Raw genomic sequence first — 19527 nt, 5'->3', positions numbered from 1 at the left:
GATCCTTTCGGGCAAGTTTCGTAACTTCATATAGTGCATGACATTCCGCCAGCGCAAGAGTTTGTAACCGGAAGAGTTACGAATTAGGGTGGAACCTCTTGAGGCCCCCGGCGCGTTGGGCGAGGGTCTTTGCAGAAAGAGGGAGAGAGCGATGCGGGTTTATTTCACGGGCGGAGCGGGCAAGGCCGGGCGCCATGCGATCCCCGAGCTGATCAAGGCCGGCCACGAGGTGACGAACGTCGATCACACGCCGCTGGACCTCGAGGGCGTGAACAACCTCGACGTCGAGCTGACGGATGCGGGGCAGGTCTATTCCTCGATGGCGCAGGCGGCGAGCTTCGCCGATCTGGATGAGGCGCCGGGGGTGCCGAGGTATGATGCGGTGGTGCATTTCGCGGCCATTCCGCGGATCCTGCTGAAGCCGGACAGCGAGACCTACCGGATCAACGTGCTGGCCACCTACAACGTGCTGGAGGCGGCGACGCGGCTGGGCATCCGCAAGGTGATCTTCGCCTCCTCCGAGACGACCTACGGGGTGTGCTTCGCGCAAGGCGAGCGCAAGCCGGATTACGTTCCGGTGGACGAGGAGCACCCGACGGTGCCGGAGGATTCCTACGCCATGTCCAAGGTGGCGAACGAGGTCACGGCGCGCAGCTTCCAGGCCCGGACGGGGGCGGACATCTACGGGCTGCGGATCAACAACGTCATCGAACCCCATGAATATGCTGAGATGTTCCCGGCGTTCATGGAAGACCCGTCACTCCGCCGCCGCAACATCTTCGCCTATATCGACGCGCGCGATCTGGGGCGGATGGTGAACTGCTGCCTCGCCACTGACGGGCTGGGATACGAGGTGTTCAACGTCTCCAACGACGATGCGTCGGTGGGGATTTCCACGGCCGAGATCATGGAGCGCTTCTACGACGGCGTGCCGATGAAGGGGGAGATGGGGGAGCACGAGACGTTCTATTCCAACGCCAAGGCCAAGAAGCTGGTCGGCTTCGATCCGCAGCATTCGTGGCGGGACGTGCTGGAGGGATAGGCCGTTTTGGGCGGTGCGCTGCGCGTGCACCGGGCGTGCACCGCGCGTGCGCCGGTTTCGCCGCCGGGGCTCGTGTGGACGGGGGAGGTCGGCTCGAACATGGGAGCCGCCTCCGCCACGCTGTTGAAGCGTCGCGTGAGGGCGAGGAACGACGCTTGCTGAAGAAGCGGCCGAGCGCCGAGGGCGGCGCGACTTACGGGTCACAAACGCCAAGCCCCCCGGCCTGATCCGTCACGCAGTCTGCCGTGCGGGGCTCTCTGCGGCGGCCGGCAGGTGGCTCAGGATCTCGGCCGCGGCGTGCTCGCCCATGTCGGCGGCGTTGACGAGCCCTTGGACGAAGGGCCGGCTGCGCAGGAGGACGGGGAGGGCGAGGCATTGCACGCTGCCCGGCTGCTCCGCCGCGAGCGGGACATTGTAGCCTTCGCTCGGGGGGAAGGCGTCTGACTGCGTCGCACGCGTCAGGCTGCGGAAGCCCAGCTGCTCCAGCGTGGTGGCGCGCTGGCCCCGGGCGTCGACCACCGCGTCCACGATCAGCGGGCCGCTCTCCAGATCGAAGCGGACAGCGTGGCCATCTGCCTCCGGCAGGGTCTCGCTGCCGACGCGCTCAAGGTGCAGGCGACCGGCATCGTGCAGCGCGAGCAGCCGCTTGATGGAGCGGTGCGGGACGCTGGCATAGCCGTCGGTGAAGACCGGCTTCAGATGTTTGTGGAAGCGCTCCAGATCGGCGTCAGACAGGCGCGGCGTCACCTCCTCCAGCACCTCGTGCGCGGTGACGAGCACGCGCCGCCATTGAACGATTGTCTCGCTGCGCCGGTTGGCCGCCGCCTCGGCGAGGTTGGCGCGCGCCCAGTCCCAGGGATCACTCGCCAGCCGCTCTGCGAAGTGCCGCTCGGCGAAGCCTTCGACCTCGGCAAGCGAGACGCGGGCGGCATAGGCCGGGTCCGCCGCCTTCATCTCGGCGGCGAGAAGGGCGAAAATGCGGGTCAGGAGGCCCGATTGCCCGGCCTTCGCCTCCTTCGCGACGGCCTCGGGCGTCATGTGCTCAAGCTCCGGCAGGGGGAGCGGGTAGTACCAGTCGGCCTCCGGCAGCAGGCCCTTCCTGGAGAGGAGCGTGACGTCCATCTCCTGCGCGTCGCCCTCTGGCTCCCAGACGAGGCCCTCGCCCTCTTCCACGAAGGCGCCGGCGGCGGTCGCCAGCGTCACCACCACGTCGATGGCGGAGAGGGAGGAGCCGAGGATCGCCACCCGCTGCCGCGCCAGCGGGCGCAGGCTGTGAGCAGGCCAGGGGCTGCGGAGTGCGACGCCGTTGGACATCACCTGGTCGGGCCAGTCGTGGCCCGTCGCGATGACGACGTGATCGTGCAGGCGGTGCTCCAGCCCCTCCGTCGTGCGGGCCGTGACGATGGTGCCGTCCGGGCCCGGCGCGATATCCGCCACGTGATGGCGCGTGGCGATCTCGATGGAATGGCCGGAGCTGCGGCCGCGGGCGACAACCTCCGCCAGCTCGGCCGTGTAGAAGGCCCCGAGCACGAGGCGCGGGTAGAAGGTCGATTCGTCGATCTCGCTCCGCGTCACCTCGTAGGCCCTGAGCTGTTCGCTATCGAGCGAGCGCAGGAAGCCGACGAGGGTGCGCGTGACGGGCGGCACCTCGCGGGAATCGATGTTCGACAGCATGATGGCGTCGTTGGTGCCCTCGCGGTAGGGCATCCCCGGCCCGGCGGAGCCCTCGCGCTCGTAGATCGTGATCTGAAGCGGCACCTGGGAGCGGATGAGATGCAGGAGCGTATAGACTGACGTCGGGCCACCGCCGACGATGCCGATCCGCACCGGAGCCGGACCGTCGTCTGCCAGCCCGGAGCTCTCCGCCGCACCGGTGATCGTCGCGAAAAGCGTGTCGACGTGGTTCATGATGTCTCCGAGGAATTGAGCTCAGAGAACGCCGGGCGGGAGACGAAAGTTGCAGGGGGCACCCGAAGGATGCTGCGGTGCGTCAGGCGGGGCGGCTAAGCGGCCGACCTCGGCGCCGGAAGGGGCGCGCCCGGGGCGCAGATGAGCGCCCCGGGCGGAGGGATGTAGTGTCTGAAAGGGAGGCGAGCGAACCGGTCGCCGAGACGGACAGTGGCGGGGCAATGGGCCCTCGCCGCTCCCAACGTCAGCCGGCGGCCATGCTCACCGCGCTCTCCGGCAGCTCGTCGTCGAAGCAGCGCTGGTAGAACTCGGCGACCGTCTGCCGCTCCAGCTCGTCGCACTTGTTGAGGAACGACAGGCGGAAGGCGTAGCCGATGTTGCGGAAGATCTCGGCGTTCTGCGCCCAGTTGATCACCGTGCGGGGGGACATGACCGTCGACAGGTCGCCGTTCATGAAGGCCGTCCGCGTCAGGTCGGCGACCGTCACCATCTGGTTGATCTGGTCGCGGCCCTTCTCGGTGTTGTAGTGCGGGCACTTCGCCAGCACGATCGCGGCTTCCGCATCGTGGCTGAGGTAGTTCAGCGTGGCGACGAGGGACCAGCGGTCCATCTGCGCCTGGTTGATCTGCTGGGTGCCGTGGTAGAGGCCCGTCGTGTCGCCGAGGCCCACCGTGTTCGCCGTGGCGAAGAGGCGGAAATACTTGTTCGGCGTGATGATCTCGTTCTGGTCGAGCAGCGTCAGCTTGCCGTCATGCTCTAGGACGCGCTGGATGACGAACATCACGTCGGCGCGGCCGGCGTCGTATTCGTCGAAGACGATGGCGACGGGGTTGCGCAGCGCCCAGGGCAGGATGCCCTCGTGGAATTCCGTCACCTGCTTGCCGTCGCGCAGCTTGATCGCATCCTTCCCGATCAGGTCGATCCGGGAGATGTGGCTGTCGAGGTTGACGCGCACCGTCGGCCAGTTGAGGCGGGCGGCGACCTGCTCGATATGGGTCGATTTGCCCGTGCCGTGATACCCTTGGATCATCACGCGGCGGTTGTGGGAGAAGCCGGCGAGGATGGCGAGCGTCGTGTCCGGGTCGAACTTGTAGGTCGGGTCGATGGCCGGCACGCGATCGCTCGCATCGGCGAAGCCGCGCACCTTCATGTCGGTCTCGATGCCGAAGACCTCGCGCACCGAAAGCTCCTCGGTGGGCGTCATCTTGCTGTCGAGGTCCTGCTCGGCCATGTCGATCCTCCCGTCTGTCAGGTCCTGCCTCTCCTGCAACGCCTCGGCGCCAAGCGCAAGCCGAGGAGGGGCGGGATTGCGCACGAAACGGCGCGTCGCTTGCGTTTTGGGCCGGTTGCGCCATCATCCTGTCCGCAGAGCGAAAAAGAGAGAAGCCCGGAGGAAGGACGGTATGGCGGAGGACGCGCTGACAGAGGCGATGCGGCGGGTGGCCGATGGCGACCGGGAGGCGCTCTCGCGGCTCTTCGCCGAGGCGGCGCCGCGCCTCAACGGCCTCGCCCGCGCCATGCTGGGGGAGGGCGAGGCGGCGGCGGAGGCGATGGAGGCGGCGTTCCGCTCGGCATGGCAGGAGGGGGCAGGGTTCCCCGCCTCGGGGCGGACGGCGCGGGCCTTCCTGCTCATGCGACTGCACCGGGAGGCCGCCGCGAGGCAGGAGCCGCCGGGCAAGCTGCCGGAGTTGCCGGAGCCGGAGCGGTACCTCGCGCTCAACCCGGCGGCCGAGAGCCTCGACGAGGACGCGCTGATCGCCATCCGGCAGGCGTGGCTCTTCGGCGCCGGCTACGACCGGCTCGCCAAGGAGCACGCGATGGCGCTGATGGGCGTGCGGGCGTGGCTGCGAGACAACCTCGCCCTGATGCGGGACGACGAGCGGGGCGAGGCGTTCGACGATTTCGCGGAGTACCAGATCCTCGCCGCCGAGGAGGCGCTGGGCCTTTTGTCGCAGGAGGAGAGCGAGGCCTACCGAGAGGCGGAGGGGGTGATGCCCGAGCTGGCCGACGAGGAGGCGGACTGGGCGGCGCATTTCACGCTCTTCGCCGAGGATCTGCCGCCCGTCCCGCCCGATCCGGCTTTGCGCGCCCGGCTCCTCGGCCGGCTCTTCGGGGAGGAGCGGGGGCCGCTCTGGCGCCGGCTCGGCATCGTGCCCGCCATCGCGGGCGGCGCCATCGCGGCGCTGGTGCTGATCGTGGCGGTGCGGACGGGCCTCGTGCCCGGCATGGGCGAGCCGCCGGCGCCGGTGGTGGCCGAGGAGCCGGCCGGGCTGACGCTCGCCGCCGACGTCACGGAGGGCCGGCTGACGGCGGCGTTGGGCGAGACGGGCGCGGAGGCGGAGAGCTACTGGCTCTGGCTCCTCCCCGAGGGCCAGCCGCCGCAGCCGCTCGGCGCGTTGCGGCCGGGCGGAGAGGTGGTGCTGCAGCTGCCGGGCGACCTCTGGCCCGTCGGGGCGGAGCTGGGCGTGAGCGCGGGGCCGTCGCCGGAGGACGAGATGCTGGTGACGGGGACGCCGGTGGGCGAGGCGGGGGCTGGCGGCTAGGCGGGGGCTTTCGCGCCTGCGACGAGCGTCCGTCGTCATCGACGCCGCTGGGACGGTCTCCCATCCGGCGCGGTAGCTACCGGCCGGCCGGTTCTTCGCCCTCGTCGCCCTCCTGCAGCCCCGCGATGGCGCGCTTGATCCACCCGACAAACTGATCGCGCTCCTCCGCGCTCATCTGCCCCAGCGCAAGCGCGTTGACCTCGCGGGCGGCGGCCTCGGCGGGCGCGCGGAGGGCGCGGGCGCGGTCGGTCAGGTGGATGCGCTTCGCCCGGGCGTCGCTCTCGTGGGCGCGGCGCTCGATGAGGCCGTCACGCTCCATGCGCGAGAGCGTGTTGGCCATGGTGGCCTGCTCGACATCGAGCCGCTCGACCAGCTCGCGCTGGGTCAGGCCGTCATTCTCCCACAACTCCAGCAGGCTCATGAACTGCGCGGGCGCGAGGCCGAGCGGGCGGATGCGCTCATGCAGGCGCTGCGCGAAGAGCCGCGCCATGTGGTTGGCCAGATAACCGGTGGAGCGGGTGCGGTCGAAGGTGCTGGTAGGCGTGGTCATGCGGGGCAGGTACACTTGCATAGCACGCAATGCAATGCTACCTGCGATTTGATAGCAAGCTATGCAAAGGATCATGCCATGCCACGCTCACGTCTCGTCACGCTACACGCGGTCTCGTCCTCGATCGCGCTTCTGACCATCCTCAGCTTCTGGCTGTCGGCGACCATTGCCGAGCTCTTCCTTGGCCATGACGGGATCGTCTCTGTCCGCACCGCCATCCTCTTCGTGCTGCCCGTTCTGGTCATCGCGCTGGCGGGGGCGGGGGCCAGCGGCTTCAGGCTCGCCGGCCGCTCCCGGGCGCCGGAGGTGGAGGCGAAGCGGACGCGGATGAAAGTCGCCGCCGGGATCGGGGTGCTCGTGCTCGTCCCCTCGGCGATCTTCCTCGGCTGGAAGGCGAATGCCGGCAGCCTGGATACCACCTTCACCACGGTTCAGCTGGTCGAGCTGGTGGCGGGGGCGACGAACATCGTCCTCCTCGGGCTCAACATGCGCACCGGCTTGCGGATGCGCGGGCGGCGCCTGGAGAGAAACGCGCGGAGGGCTGCGGCATGAGAGCGCTGTTTGCCTACCTCGCGGTCCTCGGCTCGGCGGCCTTCGTCGGCACGATGATCTGCATCGGCCTCGCCTTCGGCGGCTACTGGACGAGCCTGTCGCCGGAGGCCTTCCTCACCTGGTTCGCGGCGAACAACGGCTTCATCTCGCGGACCATCCCCGTGGTTGCCGGCCCCGCCCTGATCGGGCTCATCGGCTCCCTCTGGATCGCGCGGCGGGACACGCGGTCCCGCTGGGCGTGGATCACTGCCGTGCTGGCAATGGTCGGTCTCGGGGTGGTCACCGGGGTGCATCACCTGCCGGCCAACGCCGCCTTCGCCTCCGGCGCGGTGCCGCCGGAGGAGGTGCCGGCGGCGCTGACGACGTGGCTGCAGCTGCACGTGCTGCGCATCGCGCTGGGGCTCGTGGCCAGCGGCTTCGCGCTGCACGCCACGATGGCCGGCCGCCCTGCCTAGCGTCTGGCCCACCGAAGCGGTCGGTCGTGAGAGGCGACCGGCCGCTTCGCCGCCGTTTCCGCTTCGGAGACGCAATGTTCACGATCCGGGGACGGGGCGCCACATCCCCGCCTTTCCGGCGGGCCAGAGAGGCGGGCGTGCTTGACGAGAGGCGAAGGGTGATGCGCCGCCCCCATTGGCTGATGGCGCCCGAGACGGGCGGAGAGCGGCGCGTGGCGCTGGCGCTGGCGACGCTCGCCGCGGTCGGCGCCGCTGTCGCCCTGCGGGTGGCCGTGCAGCTCAACGGGTTCGAGCCGCTGCGCCCGGGCTACGGCCTCTGGGTGGCGACGGCCGGCGGCATCGGGGCGGCGAGCGGGCTCTGGGTCGTGCGGAGGCACTACGGGCATTCGGGGGCGCGGGGCGCGCTGCGCTTCGGCTGGGGGCTGGTGATGGGCAGTGTCGTCGCGGCGCTGCTGGCGGGGACGCTGGTGCTGCCGCTCTACGGCACCATGTTCGGCCCCTTCGCGCTGCTCACGGCTCTGGCCGGGGCGCCGGCGCTGGCGCTGCTCTGGCTGCTGGCCTTCGCCCGCTTCCACCGATCCATGATCGACTGGCGGCGCGAGCGGGACAGCCTGTTCGCGTGGCGGCCCCGGGCCTGAGCCCGGGGAGCGCGGTTCAATCGTCGCGGAAGTTGCGGCTGCCCTTGAGCTGATCCCAGGCCCAGACGACCTCGGCCAGCTGCTCTTCGTGGCTGCGGTCCCCGCCGTTCATGTCGGGGTGGAGCACCTTGATGAGGGACTTGTAGGCCTTGCGGATCTCCGTCCGGCTGGCGGTGTCCTTCACCTCGAGGATCTCGACCGCCTTGCGCTCCGTCGGGGGCAGGCGGCGCTGGCCGGTGACGGCCTTGCCGGGGTTGCGCGTGGCGTTCTGGCCCAGCACCTGGTGCGGGTCATCGACGCCGAGCCGGGCCCAGGCGCGCTGCTCTTCCTTCGTGAAGGGCTTGGTGCCCCGGCCCCAGACGCGATCGGCGTCGACCTGATGCTCGAAATCCTCCTCCGTGGTGCCTTCGAAGAAGTTCCACTTCAGATTGTACTCGCGCACGTGGTCCTTGCAGAACCAGAAGAAGTCGTCGAGCGAGTCCGGGCTCTTCGGTGCGCGGTACTTGCCCGCCTCCTGGCAGCCGGGATGGTCGCAGACCCGCGTCGAGGTCTCGAAAGCGCCCGACATGCCGCGCCGCCCGCGGGGGTTTTTCTTCTTGGAGGCCGACACGGATATGTCGAAACCGAAAGGGTCAGCCTTGGGCATGTGAGGGCTCCTTTCCGACTCGGAGGCGAGAGTGTAGCCCCTTGGACGGCAGATGGAAGGAGCTTCGCGAAAAATGGCGATGGCAGACGAGATGGAAACGCGCCTGAGGGGCGCCTTCACGCCGACGCGGCTGGAGATCGTCAATGAGAGCGCCCACCACGCGGGCCATGCCGGCGACGACGGCTCGGGCGAGAGCCACTGGCGCGTCGTTCTCGCGGCGCCGGAGCTGGAGGGGATGAGCCGCCTGCAGCGCCACCGCGCCGTGCACGCCGCCCTCGGGCCGGAGGTGATGGGGCGCATCCACGCACTGGCGCTCGACCTCTCCTGACGCGCGTCGCCGGGCGGGGCCGGGATGACGGCCGGGCCCGCCATGGACGCGGGAGGAGGCGGCGCGAGGCGGTGGCGAGCCATTGCCGACCTATCCAAAAGGTCAGGATGACTCCCGCAACCGAGACGTGTCTGATGCGAGCATGACTACCGGGGGCGGCGTCCTCACCGCCGTCGCCGGCACAGTAACGGGGAAGCACCGGAGGCGGCCGTTCGCGGCCCATGTTGGTGCGCGCAGGACGCAGATAGGTTTTACCATGAAGCACCCGGTCGATGTTCATGTCGGGAAACGAATTCGCCACCGCCGCTGGCTCAACGGCACGACACAGCAGCAGCTCGCCGAGAAGGTGGGCATCAAGTTCCAGCAGATCCAGAAGTACGAGACGGGGATGAACCGCGTCTCCGCCTCCCGGCTGTGGGAGATCTCGCAGACGCTGGGCGTGCCCATCTCCTTCTTCTTCGAGGGGCTGGAGGAGGGCGAGGGGGAGACGGCGCAGGCGGCCGGCGGCCTGCCGGCGGACATCTTCTCCGACCGCGAGGCGCTGGAGCTGCTGCGCTCCTACTACGCCATCCCCGAGCATCAGCGCCGCCGGCTCTTCGAGCTGGCCCGCGTCCTCTCGGCGGCGGCCTGAGCTTGACCGCCCTCCCGCCGCTCCTTACCCCGGAGGCCATGGAGCGGATGGACCCGAAGCTGGCCGATGAGCTGATCGCCACGGCGCGCGCCCTTGCCGATGCGGCGCGGGCGGCGGTGCTGCCGCATTTCCGCAGCGACATGACGGCGGAGAACAAGGCGGAGGAGGGGTTCGACCCCGTCACCGTGGCCGACCGCGCCGCCGAGACGGCGATGCGCGCCATCCTCGCGGAGCGGCGGCCCGATGACGCGATCCTCGGCGAGGAATTCGGGGTGGAGGAGGGCAGCACCGGCCTGACCTGGGTGCTCGACCCGATCGACGGCACGCGCGGCTTCATCGCCGGCACCCCGACATGGGGCGTGCTGATCGGCGTGACGGACGGGCAGGGGCCTGTCCTCGGCATCATCGACCAGCCCTATATCGGCGAGCGCTTCGAAGGCGGCCCGGGCCTTGCCCGCATGGAGGGGCCGCAGGGCGCCGGCACGCTGGCGACCCGCGCGCCCCGGCCGCTGGGCGAGGCGATCCTCTTCACCACCTTCCCCGGTGTCGGCACCGAGGCGGAGCGGCTGGCCTTCGAGGCCGTCTCGGCCCGCGCCAAGCTGACGCGCCACGGGATGGATTGCTACGCCTATGCGCTCGTCGCGGCGGGGCATGTCGACCTCGTCATCGAGGCGGGCCTCAACGCCTATGACATCGTCGCTCCGATCGCCGTCATCGAGGCGGCGGGCGGGGTGGTGACGAACTGGCAGGGCGGCCCGGCGCATGGCGGCGGGCAGGTGCTGGCGGCGGCGAACCCGCAGATCCACGCCGAGGCGCTGGCGATCCTGCGGGGGCAGGGTGGCTGACCTCCTCATCCGCGGCGCCGACACCGTCCTGACGATGGACGATGCCGGCACCGAGGAGCCCGCGGATATCCGCATCCGCGGCGGCGAGATCGCCGCGCTGGGGCAGGGGCTGGCGGCGGAGGGGGCGGAGGTGATCGAGGCGGCGGGCTGTGTCGTCACGCCCGGCCTCGTCAACACGCACCACCATCTCTACCAGAGCCTCACCCGCGCCGTGCCGCAGGCGCAGAACGCGCTGCTCTTCGGCTGGCTGCAGGTGCTTTACCCCATCTGGGCGCGCTTCGGGCCGGAGGAGATGCGCGTCTCCGCCCAGACGGGGCTGGCGGAGCTGGCGCTGTCGGGCTGCACGATGTCGAGCGACCACCTCTATCTCTACCCGAACGGCGCCCGGCTGGACGACACGATCGAGGCGGCGGCGGAGGTGGGCCTGCGCTTTCACCCGACGCGCGGGGCGATGAGCATCGGCGAGAGCGACGGCGGCCTGCCGCCCGACAGCCTCGTGGAGCGCGAGGCGGAGGTACTGGACGACGCGATCCGCCTCATCGACCGCTACCACGACGCCTCCCCTGCCTCGATGCTGCGCATCGGCATCGCGCCCTGCTCGCCCTTCTCCGTCAGCCGGGAGCTGATGCGGGACGCGGCGCTCCTCGCCCGCGACAAGGGGGTGATGCTGCACACCCACCTCGCCGAGAACGACGAGGACATCGCCTACAGCCTGGAAAAGTTCGGCTGCCGCCCCGGCCAGTATGCCGAGGATCTCGGCTGGACGGGGGAGGATGTCTGGCACGCCCATTGCGTGAAGCTCGACGGGCAGGAGATTGATCTCTTTGCCAGAAGCGGCACCGGCGTCGCCCATTGCCCCTGTTCCAATTGCCGCCTCGGCTCGGGCATCGCGCCTGTGCGGGCGATGCGGGATGCCGGGGTGCGCGTCGGGCTGGGGGTGGATGGCTCCGCCTCCAACGACGAGGGCAACCTGATCGGCGAGGCGCGGATGGCGATGCTCCTCCAGCGGGTGCGCTCCGGCGCCGATGCGATGAGCCCGCGCGAGGCGCTGATGCTCGCCACCCGCGGCGGGGCGGAGGTGCTGGGGCGCGGCAGGGAGCTGGGGCAGATCCGCCAAGGCTACCGCGCCGACCTTGCCATCTGGGACACGCGCGGCGTCGAGGCCGCCGGCTCGTGGGACCCGGCGGCGCTGCTGCTGGCCGGCCCCCGCCGGGTGCGCGATCTGATCGTCGAGGGGCGGCAGGTGGTGCGGGGCGGCGAGCTGGCGACGCTCGACCTGCCGCGGGTGCTGGAGCACCAGCGCCGGCTGGCCGGGGCGCTGGCACGCGGGCAGTGAGGCGCGTGATCGGCCCGCTCGTCCTTGCCGGGCGATCACGGGGCTTTGACAGCGGCGCGAGCGTCCCTAAGGTCACGTCACCCAAAGGGAGGAATCGCATGCGCCATGTCGTTCTCGCCGTTCTGGCGGCCACCGCTCTGACAGCCTGCACCGTCAGGTACACCGTCTCGGCGGAATCGGGGGAGAACACCCCCGTGGCGACGCCCGCCGGCTATGCCTCCGCGCTGTCGACGATGAACGCCGCCCGCGCCGAGGCGGGGCTGGTGCCGCTGACCGGCAGTGCCGAGCTGATGTCGGCGGCGCAGACGCAGCTGTCGCATGTCGTCTCCACCGGCCAGTTCTCCCACACCGGGCCGGGCGGCAACACTCTGGGCGACCGGGTGCGCGGCGCGGGCTTCTGCATGGGCGGCCCGGTGGGCGAGAACCTCGCCTATGGCCAGCAGAGTGCCGACGCCGCCGCGGCCGGCTGGCTGCAGTCGCCACTGCACCGGGCGAACATCCTGGCGCAGGGGACGGATTATTACGGCCTGGCCGACGCGGAGGGCTACTACGTGATGGTCATCGGCAGCGCCTGCTGAGGGGGCCCTGCCTGCGGCGACAGGGCGCGCGCCGGGGGGCATGGCAAAGCGGGCGCCGTGCGATAAGTCTGCCTTATGGACAGCCTCTCCCTCAGACAGTTGCGCTACTTCGTCGCCCTGGCGGAGGAGGGCGGCTTCGGGCGGGCGGCGGAGGCGGTGCATGTCACCCAGCCGGCGCTCTCCCAGCAGATCCGTGCGCTGGAGGAGAGCCTCGGCGCCCGGCTGGTGGAGCGGCTGCCGCGCGAGGTTCTGCTGACGCCGGCGGGGCACGAGGTGCTCGGCCGGGCGCGGCACATCCTCTCGGAGGTCGGCGAGCTCGCGCAGGCGGTGCGCTGGCGGGAGGGGCTGGCGCGGCGGCTCAACCTCGGCGTCATCCCCACGGTTGCCCCCTATCTTCTGCCTCTGGCGCTCACCCGCATCCGCTCCCGCGATCTGACGATGGAGCTGCGGGTGCGAGAGGCGCAGACGGAGCGGCTGGTGGAGGAGCTCCGGCGCGGCCGGCTCGACGCCGCCGTGATGGCGTTGCCGCTGCCGGCGCCCGGCCTCGTCGCCCGGCCCATCGCCACCGACCGCTTCCTCCTCGCCGGCTCCCGCAGCCGCCTTGCCGCCATGGCCGCCGGCGCCGAGGCGCTGCGGCCGAAGGCGCTGACGCCGGACCAGTTGCTCCTCCTCGACGAGGGGCATTGCCTCGCCGATCAGGCGCTGGAGGTCTGCGGCCTGTCGTCGCGCCGGCAGGTGGATCTCGGCGCCTCCTCCCTCTCCACCCTCGTCGGGCTGGTGGCGGAGGGCTACGGCGTGACGCTCCTGCCGGAGCTGGCGGTCCGGATGGAGAGCGCCGCCGCCCCGCAGCTCGCCCTCCTGCGCTTCGCGGCGCCGGAGCCGGCGCGAGAGCTGGCGCTGGTGCGGCGCGAAAGCTCCAGCGATACCGGTTGGATGGAGGAGCTGGGGGCGCTACTTGAGGAGGCGGCGGCGGAGCTGATCGACGGGGCCCGCGCCGACCATGCCCGTGTTGCGTGAGACCCGTGTTGCCTGAGACCTGTGTTCCTGTGACCCGTGTTGCCTGAGAGCCCACAGACACCCCCGGAGGATGCCATGCTGCGCCCGCTCGCCATCTCGCTCTGCCTTACCGCCCCCGCCGCCGAGGCGCAGGATATCGGCGCCCGCCTGCAGGAGGCCTGGCGCGGCTGGGTGGAGGAGGGGGGGACCGAGGTCGCCACCCTCGCCGTGCTCCACGACGGGGAGCTGGTGGTGGAGGAGGGCCTCGGCGCCGGGGCGGATGCCGCCCTGCCGCTCGCCAGCCTCTCCAAGCCGCTGACCGCTGCCTGCGCGCTGGCCCTGCCGGAGCTGACGGCGCAGACCAAAGTGGGCAGCCTGCTCGGCGGCAAGGGGACGGCGGCGGAGGCGGAGCTGGGCGCGCTCCTCACCCACAGCGCCGGCATCTGGCCGGATGCCACGCAGGGCAACGCCGCCATCGTCCTCTCCGAAGAGCCGATGACGGGCGAGGTGGCCCGGGTGGCGCTGGCGAGGGCGGAGCAGGAGGGCGAGCCCGGCAGCTACGCCTACAACAACGAGAATTACGCGCTGGTCGGTGCCATGATCGAGGCGGCGACGGGTGAGAGCTACGCCGAGGCCTGCGACGCCGCGCTGATGGCGCCGCTCGGGCTGCAGAGCGCGGCGCTGACCGGGCCATGGGTCGGGCAGGGGCCGTGGGGCGGCTGGCAGATGTCCGCCGCCGATTACGCCCGCTTCGTGGAGGCGACCTTCGGGCCGGAGGGCAGCGTCGACCCGGCCAGCGCCCCGATGCTCGACCTCGGCGATGGTTTCGCGACTTTGGGCGGGGCGCTCTCGCGAGAGCTAGAGGGGCGGCGCCTCTACTGGGGCTTCGGCCAGCTCTGCTGGGACGGGCGGGGCGACGGCAGCTACTTCGCCAGCTATGGCAACGGCTGGGTCGTGGTGGTGCTGCACAACGACTGCCCGCCCGACGAGCGGCTGGCGGCGCTGGACGCGGCGCTCTTCGAGGCGGCGCACCCGTAGGGCTGGCCCGGGCGGCCGGCGGCAAGCAGGGAGGCGGAGATTTCGGACGATCAGGAGAGCAGCGGTCACGGGCATGACCATGAGCACGCGGGCGGCCACGGCCACGCCCACGGGCATCACGGGCATTCTCACGGGCCCAAGCCGGATCATCCGGGGGGCGCGAAGGCGCTGGGCCTCGCCGCCGGACTGACCGGTCTGTTCATGCTGGCGGAGGTGGCGGGCGGCCTCGTCTCCGGCTCCCTCGCGCTGCTGGCCGATGCCGGGCACATGGCGACCGATCTCGCCTCGCTGCTGCTCGCCTTCTTCGCCGTGCGCATGGCGCAGCGGCCGGCGGATGCACAGAGGAGCTACGGCTTCGACCGCGTCTCCGTGCTCGCCGCCTTCGTCAACGGGCTGGCGCTCTTCGTCATCGCCATCTGGATCACGGTCGAGGCCGTACAGCGCTTCCTCGACCCCGGAGAGGTCATGGGCGGGCTGATGCTCTGGGTCGCCGTCGCGGGGCTGGTGGTGAACATCATCGCCTTCCGCATCCTGCACGGCGCCGAGGGCGGGCTGAACACCCGCGCCGCGGCGCTGCACGTGATGGGGGATCTCCTCGGCTCCGTCGGCGCTATCGCGGCGGCGCTGATCATCATGGCGACGGGCTGGACACCCATCGACCCGATCCTCTCCGTCTTCGTGACCCTGCTGATCCTGCGCTCGGCGTGGCGCGTGCTGGGAGAGAGCGGCCACATCCTGCTGGAGGGCACCCCCGGAGGCTTCGACCCGGCGGCCGCGAAGGAGCGGCTGGCGGAGGCGGTGCCGGGCGTGGCCTGCATCCACCACCTGCACGCCTGGTGCATCAGCGAGGAGCGGCTGATGGCGACGCTGGAGGCCGACCTCGCCGAGGGGGCGGAGTCCGAGAAGGTGAGAGACGGCATCAAGCGGGTGATGGAGCAGGAGTTCGGCATCGGCCACGTGACGGTGGAGGTGCGGGGGTAGGCGGGCTGCCGTTGGGTCCCCCCGCGCGGAATCAAGCCGCAGGCGCCGCGCGAGCGCCGGCCCGTCCCGGCGGGCTGGCGCTCTGGCTGGGCCTGGTGCTCAGCGGGCCGCGGGGAGGGGTTTGGCGGGCATAAAGCGCGCCGCGGCGAGGTCGGAGCGCCACCCCACGGGTCGGCGTGCGAGGGTGGTGCTTGTGGAGGGCCGGTGTGGGGCGGACGCGTCAGCCAGCGGAAACCGGGGACGATGGGTTAGAAACCCACCCTACGGGACGAGCTCAGTCGCAGGCGCGAGTAGACCCGGCCTCCGCTCTCTCCCCCGCGCGGAATCAAGCCGCAGGCGCCGCGCGAGCGCCGGCCCGTCCCGGCGGGCTGGCGCTCTGGCTGAGCTTGGCGCTGAGCGGGCCGCACGGAGGGATGTGGCTGACATAAAGCGAGCAGCGGCGCGGTCGGAGCGCCACCCCACGGGCCGGCGTGCGAGGGTGGTGCTTATGGCGGGCCGGTGTGCGGCGGATGCGTCAGCCGGGGGAAACCGGGAGCGGTGGGTTGGAAACCCACCCTACGGGACCAGCTCGGTGGCAGGCGCGAGGTGACCCGGCCGCCGCTCTTCCCCTCGCGCGGAATCAAGCCGCAGGCGCCGCGCGAGCGCCGGCCCGTCCCCGCGGGCTGGCGCTCTGGTTGCCGTAAGCGCTGAGCGGGCCGCGGGGAGGGGCGTGGCGGGTATAAAGCGCAGAGCGGGTGCGTTGCGGCGCCACCCCACGGGCCGGCGTGAGAGGACGGTAGCTGTGGCAGGCGAGGCCAAGCTCCCGAGGTCCACCCCCTCCGTCCCCCGTCGTGCATGGCCGCCTTGCGGGCAGGGTGCTTGGACATTGGCGTCGCAAGGGCTTAGATCGGGGGACAGGCAGGAGGAGACCCGCTTTGCGCGATCTGAAGATTCCCGGCCAGCGCCATCCGGAAAAGGCGCACCGCCCCGACCAGCCGCAGCCCAAGAAGCCGGCATGGATCCGCGTGAAGGCGCCCAGCTCCGAGGGCTACCGCCAGACGCGGGACATCATGCGCGAGCACCGGCTCTCCACCGTCTGCGAGGAGGCGGGCTGCCCCAATGTCGGCGAGTGCTGGTCCCAGGGCCACGCCACCATGATGATCATGGGCGAGATCTGCACGCGCGGCTGCACCTTCTGCAACGTCGCCACCGGACGCCCCGACGCGCTGGATGTCTTCGAGCCGGGCCGTGTCGCCGATGCGGTCAAGAAGCTGGGACTGAACCACGTCGTCATCACCTCCGTCGACCGCGACGATGTCGATGACGGCGGCGCCGAGCATTTCGCCCAGACGATCCGCGCCGTCCGCCGGCAGGCGCCGGGCACGACGATCGAGATCCTGACGCCCGACTTCCTGCGCTGCGGGCCGGAGGCGCTGGAGGTGGTCGTCGCCGCCAAGCCGGACGTCTTCAACCACAACCTCGAGACGGTGCCGGGGCTCTACACCTCCGTCCGCCCTGGGGCGCGCTACTTCCACTCCCTGCGCCTGCTGCAGCGGGTGAAGGAGCTGGACCCGGCGATGTTCACCAAATCCGGCCTCATGGTCGGCCTCGGGGAGCGGCGAGAGGAGGTCCACCAGGTGATGGACGACATGCGCGCCGCCGGCGTCGATTTCCTGACCATCGGGCAATACCTGCAGCCGAGCGCCAAGCACCATGCGGTGCATGACTACGTGACGCCGGAGGCCTTCGCCGCCTACGAGCGGACGGCCTATGGCAAGGGGTTCCTGATGGTCTCCGCCACGCCGCTGACCCGCTCGAGCTACCACGCCGGCGACGATTTCGCCCGGCTGCGGGCAAACCGGCTGGCGAAGCTGGGGATCGCCTGAGGGCGGGGCCGGGGGGGCCGGGCTGACGCCCGGCCTGCGGCTGGATGCCCTCCGCGGTTGAGGGCCGGTTCGGGAGTGTCGCCCGGAGCGGAATCAAGCCGGAGACGGACGTCGCCGCTTTTCCCCCCGCGCGGAATCAAGGCCGCAGGCCGCCGCGCGAGCGCCGGCCCGTCCCGGCGGGCTGGCGCTGTGGTTGGGCTGGGTGCCTCGCTCAGGGCGGGGAGGGGCGTGGCGGGCATAAAGCGCGCCGGAGGCTAGGTCGGGGCGCCACCCCACGGGCCGGCGTGCGAGGGCAGCTCTCTTTGCGGGGCAGCAGGCACCCGGCGTATCAGTCTTCCCCTGAGACCAACGTCGCCGCTCTATCCCCTCGCGCGGAATCAAGGCCGCAGGCCGCCGCGCGAGCGCCGGCCCGTCCCCGCGGGCTGGCGCTCTGGCTGGGCTTGGTGCCTCGTTCAGAGCGGGGAGGGGCGTGGCGGGCATAAAGCGCGCCGCGGAGGCGTCGGAGCGCCACCCCACGGGCCGGCGTGAGGCGGGGTTGCCAGGCGGAAACGTCTCCCGGAGGACGTGGCGTTGGCGGAGGAGGGACGGCGCATTGGACGGTGGGGTGAAACCCCACCCTACGAAGCGGGCTGGCGGGCGAGGATGCGGCGGCGGCGACCGGCGGCGCGGTCGATCCAGGGCTACCCCTCGATCCCCCATTTCCGCTGGTTCGCCTCGATAGCCTTGATGCGCTCCGAGGTCTTCGGGTGGCTCATCATCCAGGCGGGCATGGCGCCGGCGGGGGTGCCGGCGGTGCCCGTCAGCTTCTCCAGCTTGGCGAAGAGGCTCTTCTGCGGCTCCGCCCCGATGCCCGCCTTCGCCAGCAGGGCCGTCGCGTAGGCATCGGCCTCGAACTCCGCCCCGCGGGAGAGGCGGGAGGTGACGAGGCTCGTCAGGAAGCCGGCGATCATGCCGCCGAAGCGGGGGATGAACCGCCCGATCGTCAGCGCCAGCCCGGCGCGCAGGGCGTTCTCCACCGCGAACGTGATCTGTCGCCGCCGCCCGTGGCCGAGCGCCACGTGGCCGAGCTCGTGCGCGATGACGGAGGCCAGCTCCTCGGCGCTGACTCGGCCGGCGCGGAACTCGCGGTGAAAGCCGCGGGTGATGAAGATCCGCCCGTCGGGCGCCGCGAGGCCGTTCACCTGCGGCACGTCGTAGAGGTAGACGCGCACGCGCGGCAGATCGAGCGCCCGCGCCATCCGCTCCATCACCGGACGGAGCGCCGGGTCCACCAGCTCGACGGACTTCTGGTCGAGATCCTTCGCCGTCTTCCAGACGGAGAATCGCCAGACGACGATCCCCCAGCCGAGGGCGATGAGAAGGGGAAGGAGCACGCGGATCATGACCCCAATATGGGGTGGGCGGGGCTATCGCGCCAGCCGTCCCATCCCATCCGTGAGACCGTCGAGAGTGAGCGGCACCATCCGGTCCGCGCCGATGAGGCCGCGCACCATGCCGATGCTCTGCGTGTACTGCCAGGCGGGGGCGCGCACCGGGTTGATCCACAGGCTCTGCGGCCAGTGCTCGAAGGCGCGGCGAAGCCAGACCTCCCCCGCCTCCTCGTTCCAGTGCTCGTTGGCGCCGCCCGGCACCGCGATCTCGTAGGGGGACATGGAGGCATCGCCGACGAAGATCGCCCGCCACTCCGGCCCGTAGGTGCGCAGCAGCTCCTGCGTCGGCACCTGCTCATGCCAGCGGCGGCGATTGTCGCGCCACACGCCCTCGTAGAGGCAGTTGTGGAAATAGAACTGCTCCAGCGACGAGAAGGAGGCGCGGGCGGCGGAGAAGAGCTCCGACACCCGGCCGACATGGGCATCCATCGAGCCGCCGACATCGAGGAAGAGGAGCACCTTGACCGCGTTGCGCCGCTCTGGCCGGGTCCTGACGTCGAGCCAGCCCTGCTTCGCCGTGGCGCCGATGGTGCCGGGGAGGTCGAGCTCCTCCGCCGCGCCGTCGCGGGCCCAGCGGCGCAGGCGCCGGAGCGCGACCTGGATGGCGCGGGTGCCCAGCTCCACTTCGCCGTCGAGATCGCGGAACTCGCGCCGGTCCCAGACCTTCACGGCGCGGCCGCGGCGGCCCTTGTCCTGCCCGATGCGCACGCCCTCGGGGTTGTCGCCGTAAGCGCCGAAGGGGGAGGTGCCGGCGGTGCCGACCCACTTGCTGCCGCCCTGGTGGCGGCCCTGCTGCTCGGCGAGGCGCTGGCGCAGCGTCTCCATCAGCGCGCCGAAGCCGCCCATGGCCTCGATCTGAGCCCGCTCCTCCTCGCTGAGGATGAGCTCGGCCCGCTTCTCCAGCCAGTCCTCCGGCAGGTCGAGGGCGGAGAGCACTGCCGCGGCCGGGATCTCCTCCAACCCGCCGAAGCTGCGGGCGAAGGCGCGGTCGAAGCGGTCGATGTACCGCTCGTCCTTCACCAGCGCCGCGCGGGCGAGGTGGTAGAAGCCGTCGATGTCATAAAGCGCGATGCCGGCGCGCAGGGCCGAGAGCCAGGTCAGGAATTCGCGCAGGCTGACCGGCACCCCCGCTTCGCGCAACGCCTCGAAGAAGGGGAGGAACATG

The 19527-nt window shown here is 71.1% G+C and carries 20 protein-coding genes; 14 read left to right on the top strand and 6 right to left on the bottom strand.

The genetic code is table 11. The features are described from left to right. Positions 1-151 precede the first annotated feature (151 nt). Positions 152-1042 (top strand): NAD-dependent epimerase/dehydratase family protein, encoded by an 891-nt coding sequence (locus GY170_RS11535; RefSeq protein WP_163893666.1) that lies wholly within the window; start codon positions 152-154, stop codon positions 1040-1042. Between the two features lie 231 nt (positions 1043-1273). Here GY170_RS11535 and GY170_RS11530 read toward each other — a convergent pair whose 3' ends face one another. Then, positions 1274-2950, bottom strand: coding sequence for an FAD/NAD(P)-binding protein (locus GY170_RS11530; RefSeq protein ID WP_163893664.1), 1677 nt, complete (start codon positions 2948-2950; stop codon positions 1274-1276). A 244-nt stretch (positions 2951-3194) separates the two neighbouring features. After that, a complete protein-coding gene (cobS, locus tag GY170_RS11525) occupies positions 3195-4181 on the bottom strand; it encodes a cobaltochelatase subunit CobS (protein ID WP_163893662.1) in 987 nt (328 codons plus the stop codon). A 172-nt stretch (positions 4182-4353) separates the two neighbouring features. On the opposite strand from cobS, the gene GY170_RS11520 reads away from it, so the two are divergent. Then, on the top strand, positions 4354-5493 hold the full coding sequence (locus tag GY170_RS11520; RefSeq protein WP_163893660.1) for a hypothetical protein: 1140 nt from the start codon (positions 4354-4356) through the stop codon (positions 5491-5493). A gap of 76 nt (positions 5494-5569) precedes the next feature. Here the strand turns inward: GY170_RS11520 and GY170_RS11515 are convergent, their stop codons facing one another. Continuing rightward, positions 5570-6043 (bottom strand): MarR family winged helix-turn-helix transcriptional regulator, encoded by a 474-nt coding sequence (locus tag GY170_RS11515; RefSeq protein ID WP_163893658.1) that lies wholly within the window; start codon positions 6041-6043, stop codon positions 5570-5572. Positions 6044-6121: 78 nt separating this feature from the next. On the opposite strand from GY170_RS11515, the gene GY170_RS11510 reads away from it, so the two are divergent. From GY170_RS11510 to GY170_RS11500, 3 genes are all read left to right on the top strand, one after another. Beyond that, positions 6122-6595: a hypothetical protein gene (locus tag GY170_RS11510; protein ID WP_163893656.1), complete on the top strand. Its 474-nt coding sequence runs from the start codon at positions 6122-6124 to the stop codon at positions 6593-6595. Then, entirely contained in the window at positions 6592-7050 is a 459-nt protein-coding gene (locus GY170_RS11505) for a DUF1772 domain-containing protein (protein ID WP_163893654.1), read from the top strand. Before GY170_RS11510 ends, GY170_RS11505 begins: the two co-directional genes overlap by 4 nt. Positions 7051-7211: 161 nt before the next feature. Then, positions 7212-7688, top strand: coding sequence for a hypothetical protein (locus GY170_RS11500; protein ID WP_163893651.1), 477 nt, complete (start codon positions 7212-7214; stop codon positions 7686-7688). A 16-nt stretch (positions 7689-7704) separates the two neighbouring features. Here the strand turns inward: GY170_RS11500 and GY170_RS11495 are convergent, their stop codons facing one another. After that, entirely contained in the window at positions 7705-8334 is a 630-nt protein-coding gene (locus GY170_RS11495; protein WP_163893649.1) for a J domain-containing protein, read from the bottom strand. 73 nt (positions 8335-8407) lie between these two features. Here GY170_RS11495 and GY170_RS11490 point away from each other — a divergent pair, with 73 nt between their 5' ends. From GY170_RS11490 to lipA, 9 genes are all read left to right on the top strand, one after another. Next, entirely contained in the window at positions 8408-8662 is a 255-nt protein-coding gene (locus GY170_RS11490; protein ID WP_163893647.1) for a BolA family protein, read from the top strand. A gap of 256 nt (positions 8663-8918) precedes the next feature. Beyond that, positions 8919-9293 carry a helix-turn-helix domain-containing protein gene (locus GY170_RS11485; RefSeq protein ID WP_163893645.1) on the top strand — a complete coding sequence of 125 codons (375 nt, stop codon included), beginning with the start codon at positions 8919-8921 and terminating at the stop codon, positions 9291-9293. 47 nt (positions 9294-9340) lie between these two features. Next, entirely contained in the window at positions 9341-10138 is a 798-nt protein-coding gene (locus tag GY170_RS11480) for an inositol monophosphatase family protein (protein WP_163893869.1), read from the top strand. Next, a complete protein-coding gene (locus GY170_RS11475; RefSeq protein ID WP_163893643.1) occupies positions 10131-11474 on the top strand; it encodes an 8-oxoguanine deaminase in 1344 nt (447 codons plus the stop codon). The genes GY170_RS11480 and GY170_RS11475 overlap by 8 nt, the downstream gene beginning before the upstream one ends. A 98-nt stretch (positions 11475-11572) precedes the next feature. After that, on the top strand, positions 11573-12052 hold the full coding sequence (locus tag GY170_RS11470; protein ID WP_163893641.1) for a CAP domain-containing protein: 480 nt from the start codon (positions 11573-11575) through the stop codon (positions 12050-12052). A gap of 75 nt (positions 12053-12127) precedes the next feature. Next, positions 12128-13069, top strand: a complete 942-nt coding sequence (locus GY170_RS11465; protein WP_163893639.1) for a hydrogen peroxide-inducible genes activator — start codon at positions 12128-12130, stop codon at positions 13067-13069. A gap of 75 nt (positions 13070-13144) precedes the next feature. Further along, on the top strand, positions 13145-14086 hold the full coding sequence (locus GY170_RS11460; protein WP_163893637.1) for a serine hydrolase domain-containing protein: 942 nt from the start codon (positions 13145-13147) through the stop codon (positions 14084-14086). A 39-nt stretch (positions 14087-14125) separates the two neighbouring features. After that, positions 14126-15067, top strand: a complete 942-nt coding sequence (locus GY170_RS11455; protein WP_163893867.1) for a cation diffusion facilitator family transporter — start codon at positions 14126-14128, stop codon at positions 15065-15067. 914 nt (positions 15068-15981) lie between these two features. Next, on the top strand, positions 15982-16932 hold the full coding sequence (gene lipA, locus GY170_RS11450) for a lipoyl synthase (RefSeq protein WP_163893635.1): 951 nt from the start codon (positions 15982-15984) through the stop codon (positions 16930-16932). Positions 16933-17612: 680 nt separating this feature from the next. On the opposite strand, the gene GY170_RS11445 is transcribed toward lipA, so the two are convergent. Both GY170_RS11445 and GY170_RS11440 read right to left on the bottom strand, forming a co-directional pair. Beyond that, positions 17613-18314 (bottom strand): M48 family metallopeptidase, encoded by a 702-nt coding sequence (locus GY170_RS11445; RefSeq protein WP_163893633.1) that lies wholly within the window; start codon positions 18312-18314, stop codon positions 17613-17615. A 24-nt stretch (positions 18315-18338) separates the two neighbouring features. Beyond that, complete coding sequence (locus tag GY170_RS11440; RefSeq protein ID WP_163893631.1) at positions 18339-19526, bottom strand: vWA domain-containing protein; 1188 nt, start codon at positions 19524-19526, stop codon at positions 18339-18341. Position 19527: the final 1 nt, after the last annotated feature.

This window comes from Pseudoroseicyclus tamaricis (assembly GCF_012070395.1).
Taxonomy (GTDB): Bacteria; Pseudomonadota; Alphaproteobacteria; order Rhodobacterales; family Rhodobacteraceae; genus Pseudoroseicyclus_A; species Pseudoroseicyclus_A tamaricis.
Note: the sequence above shows the minus strand (reverse complement) of the source record. Positions and strands in the feature narration are given on the sequence as shown.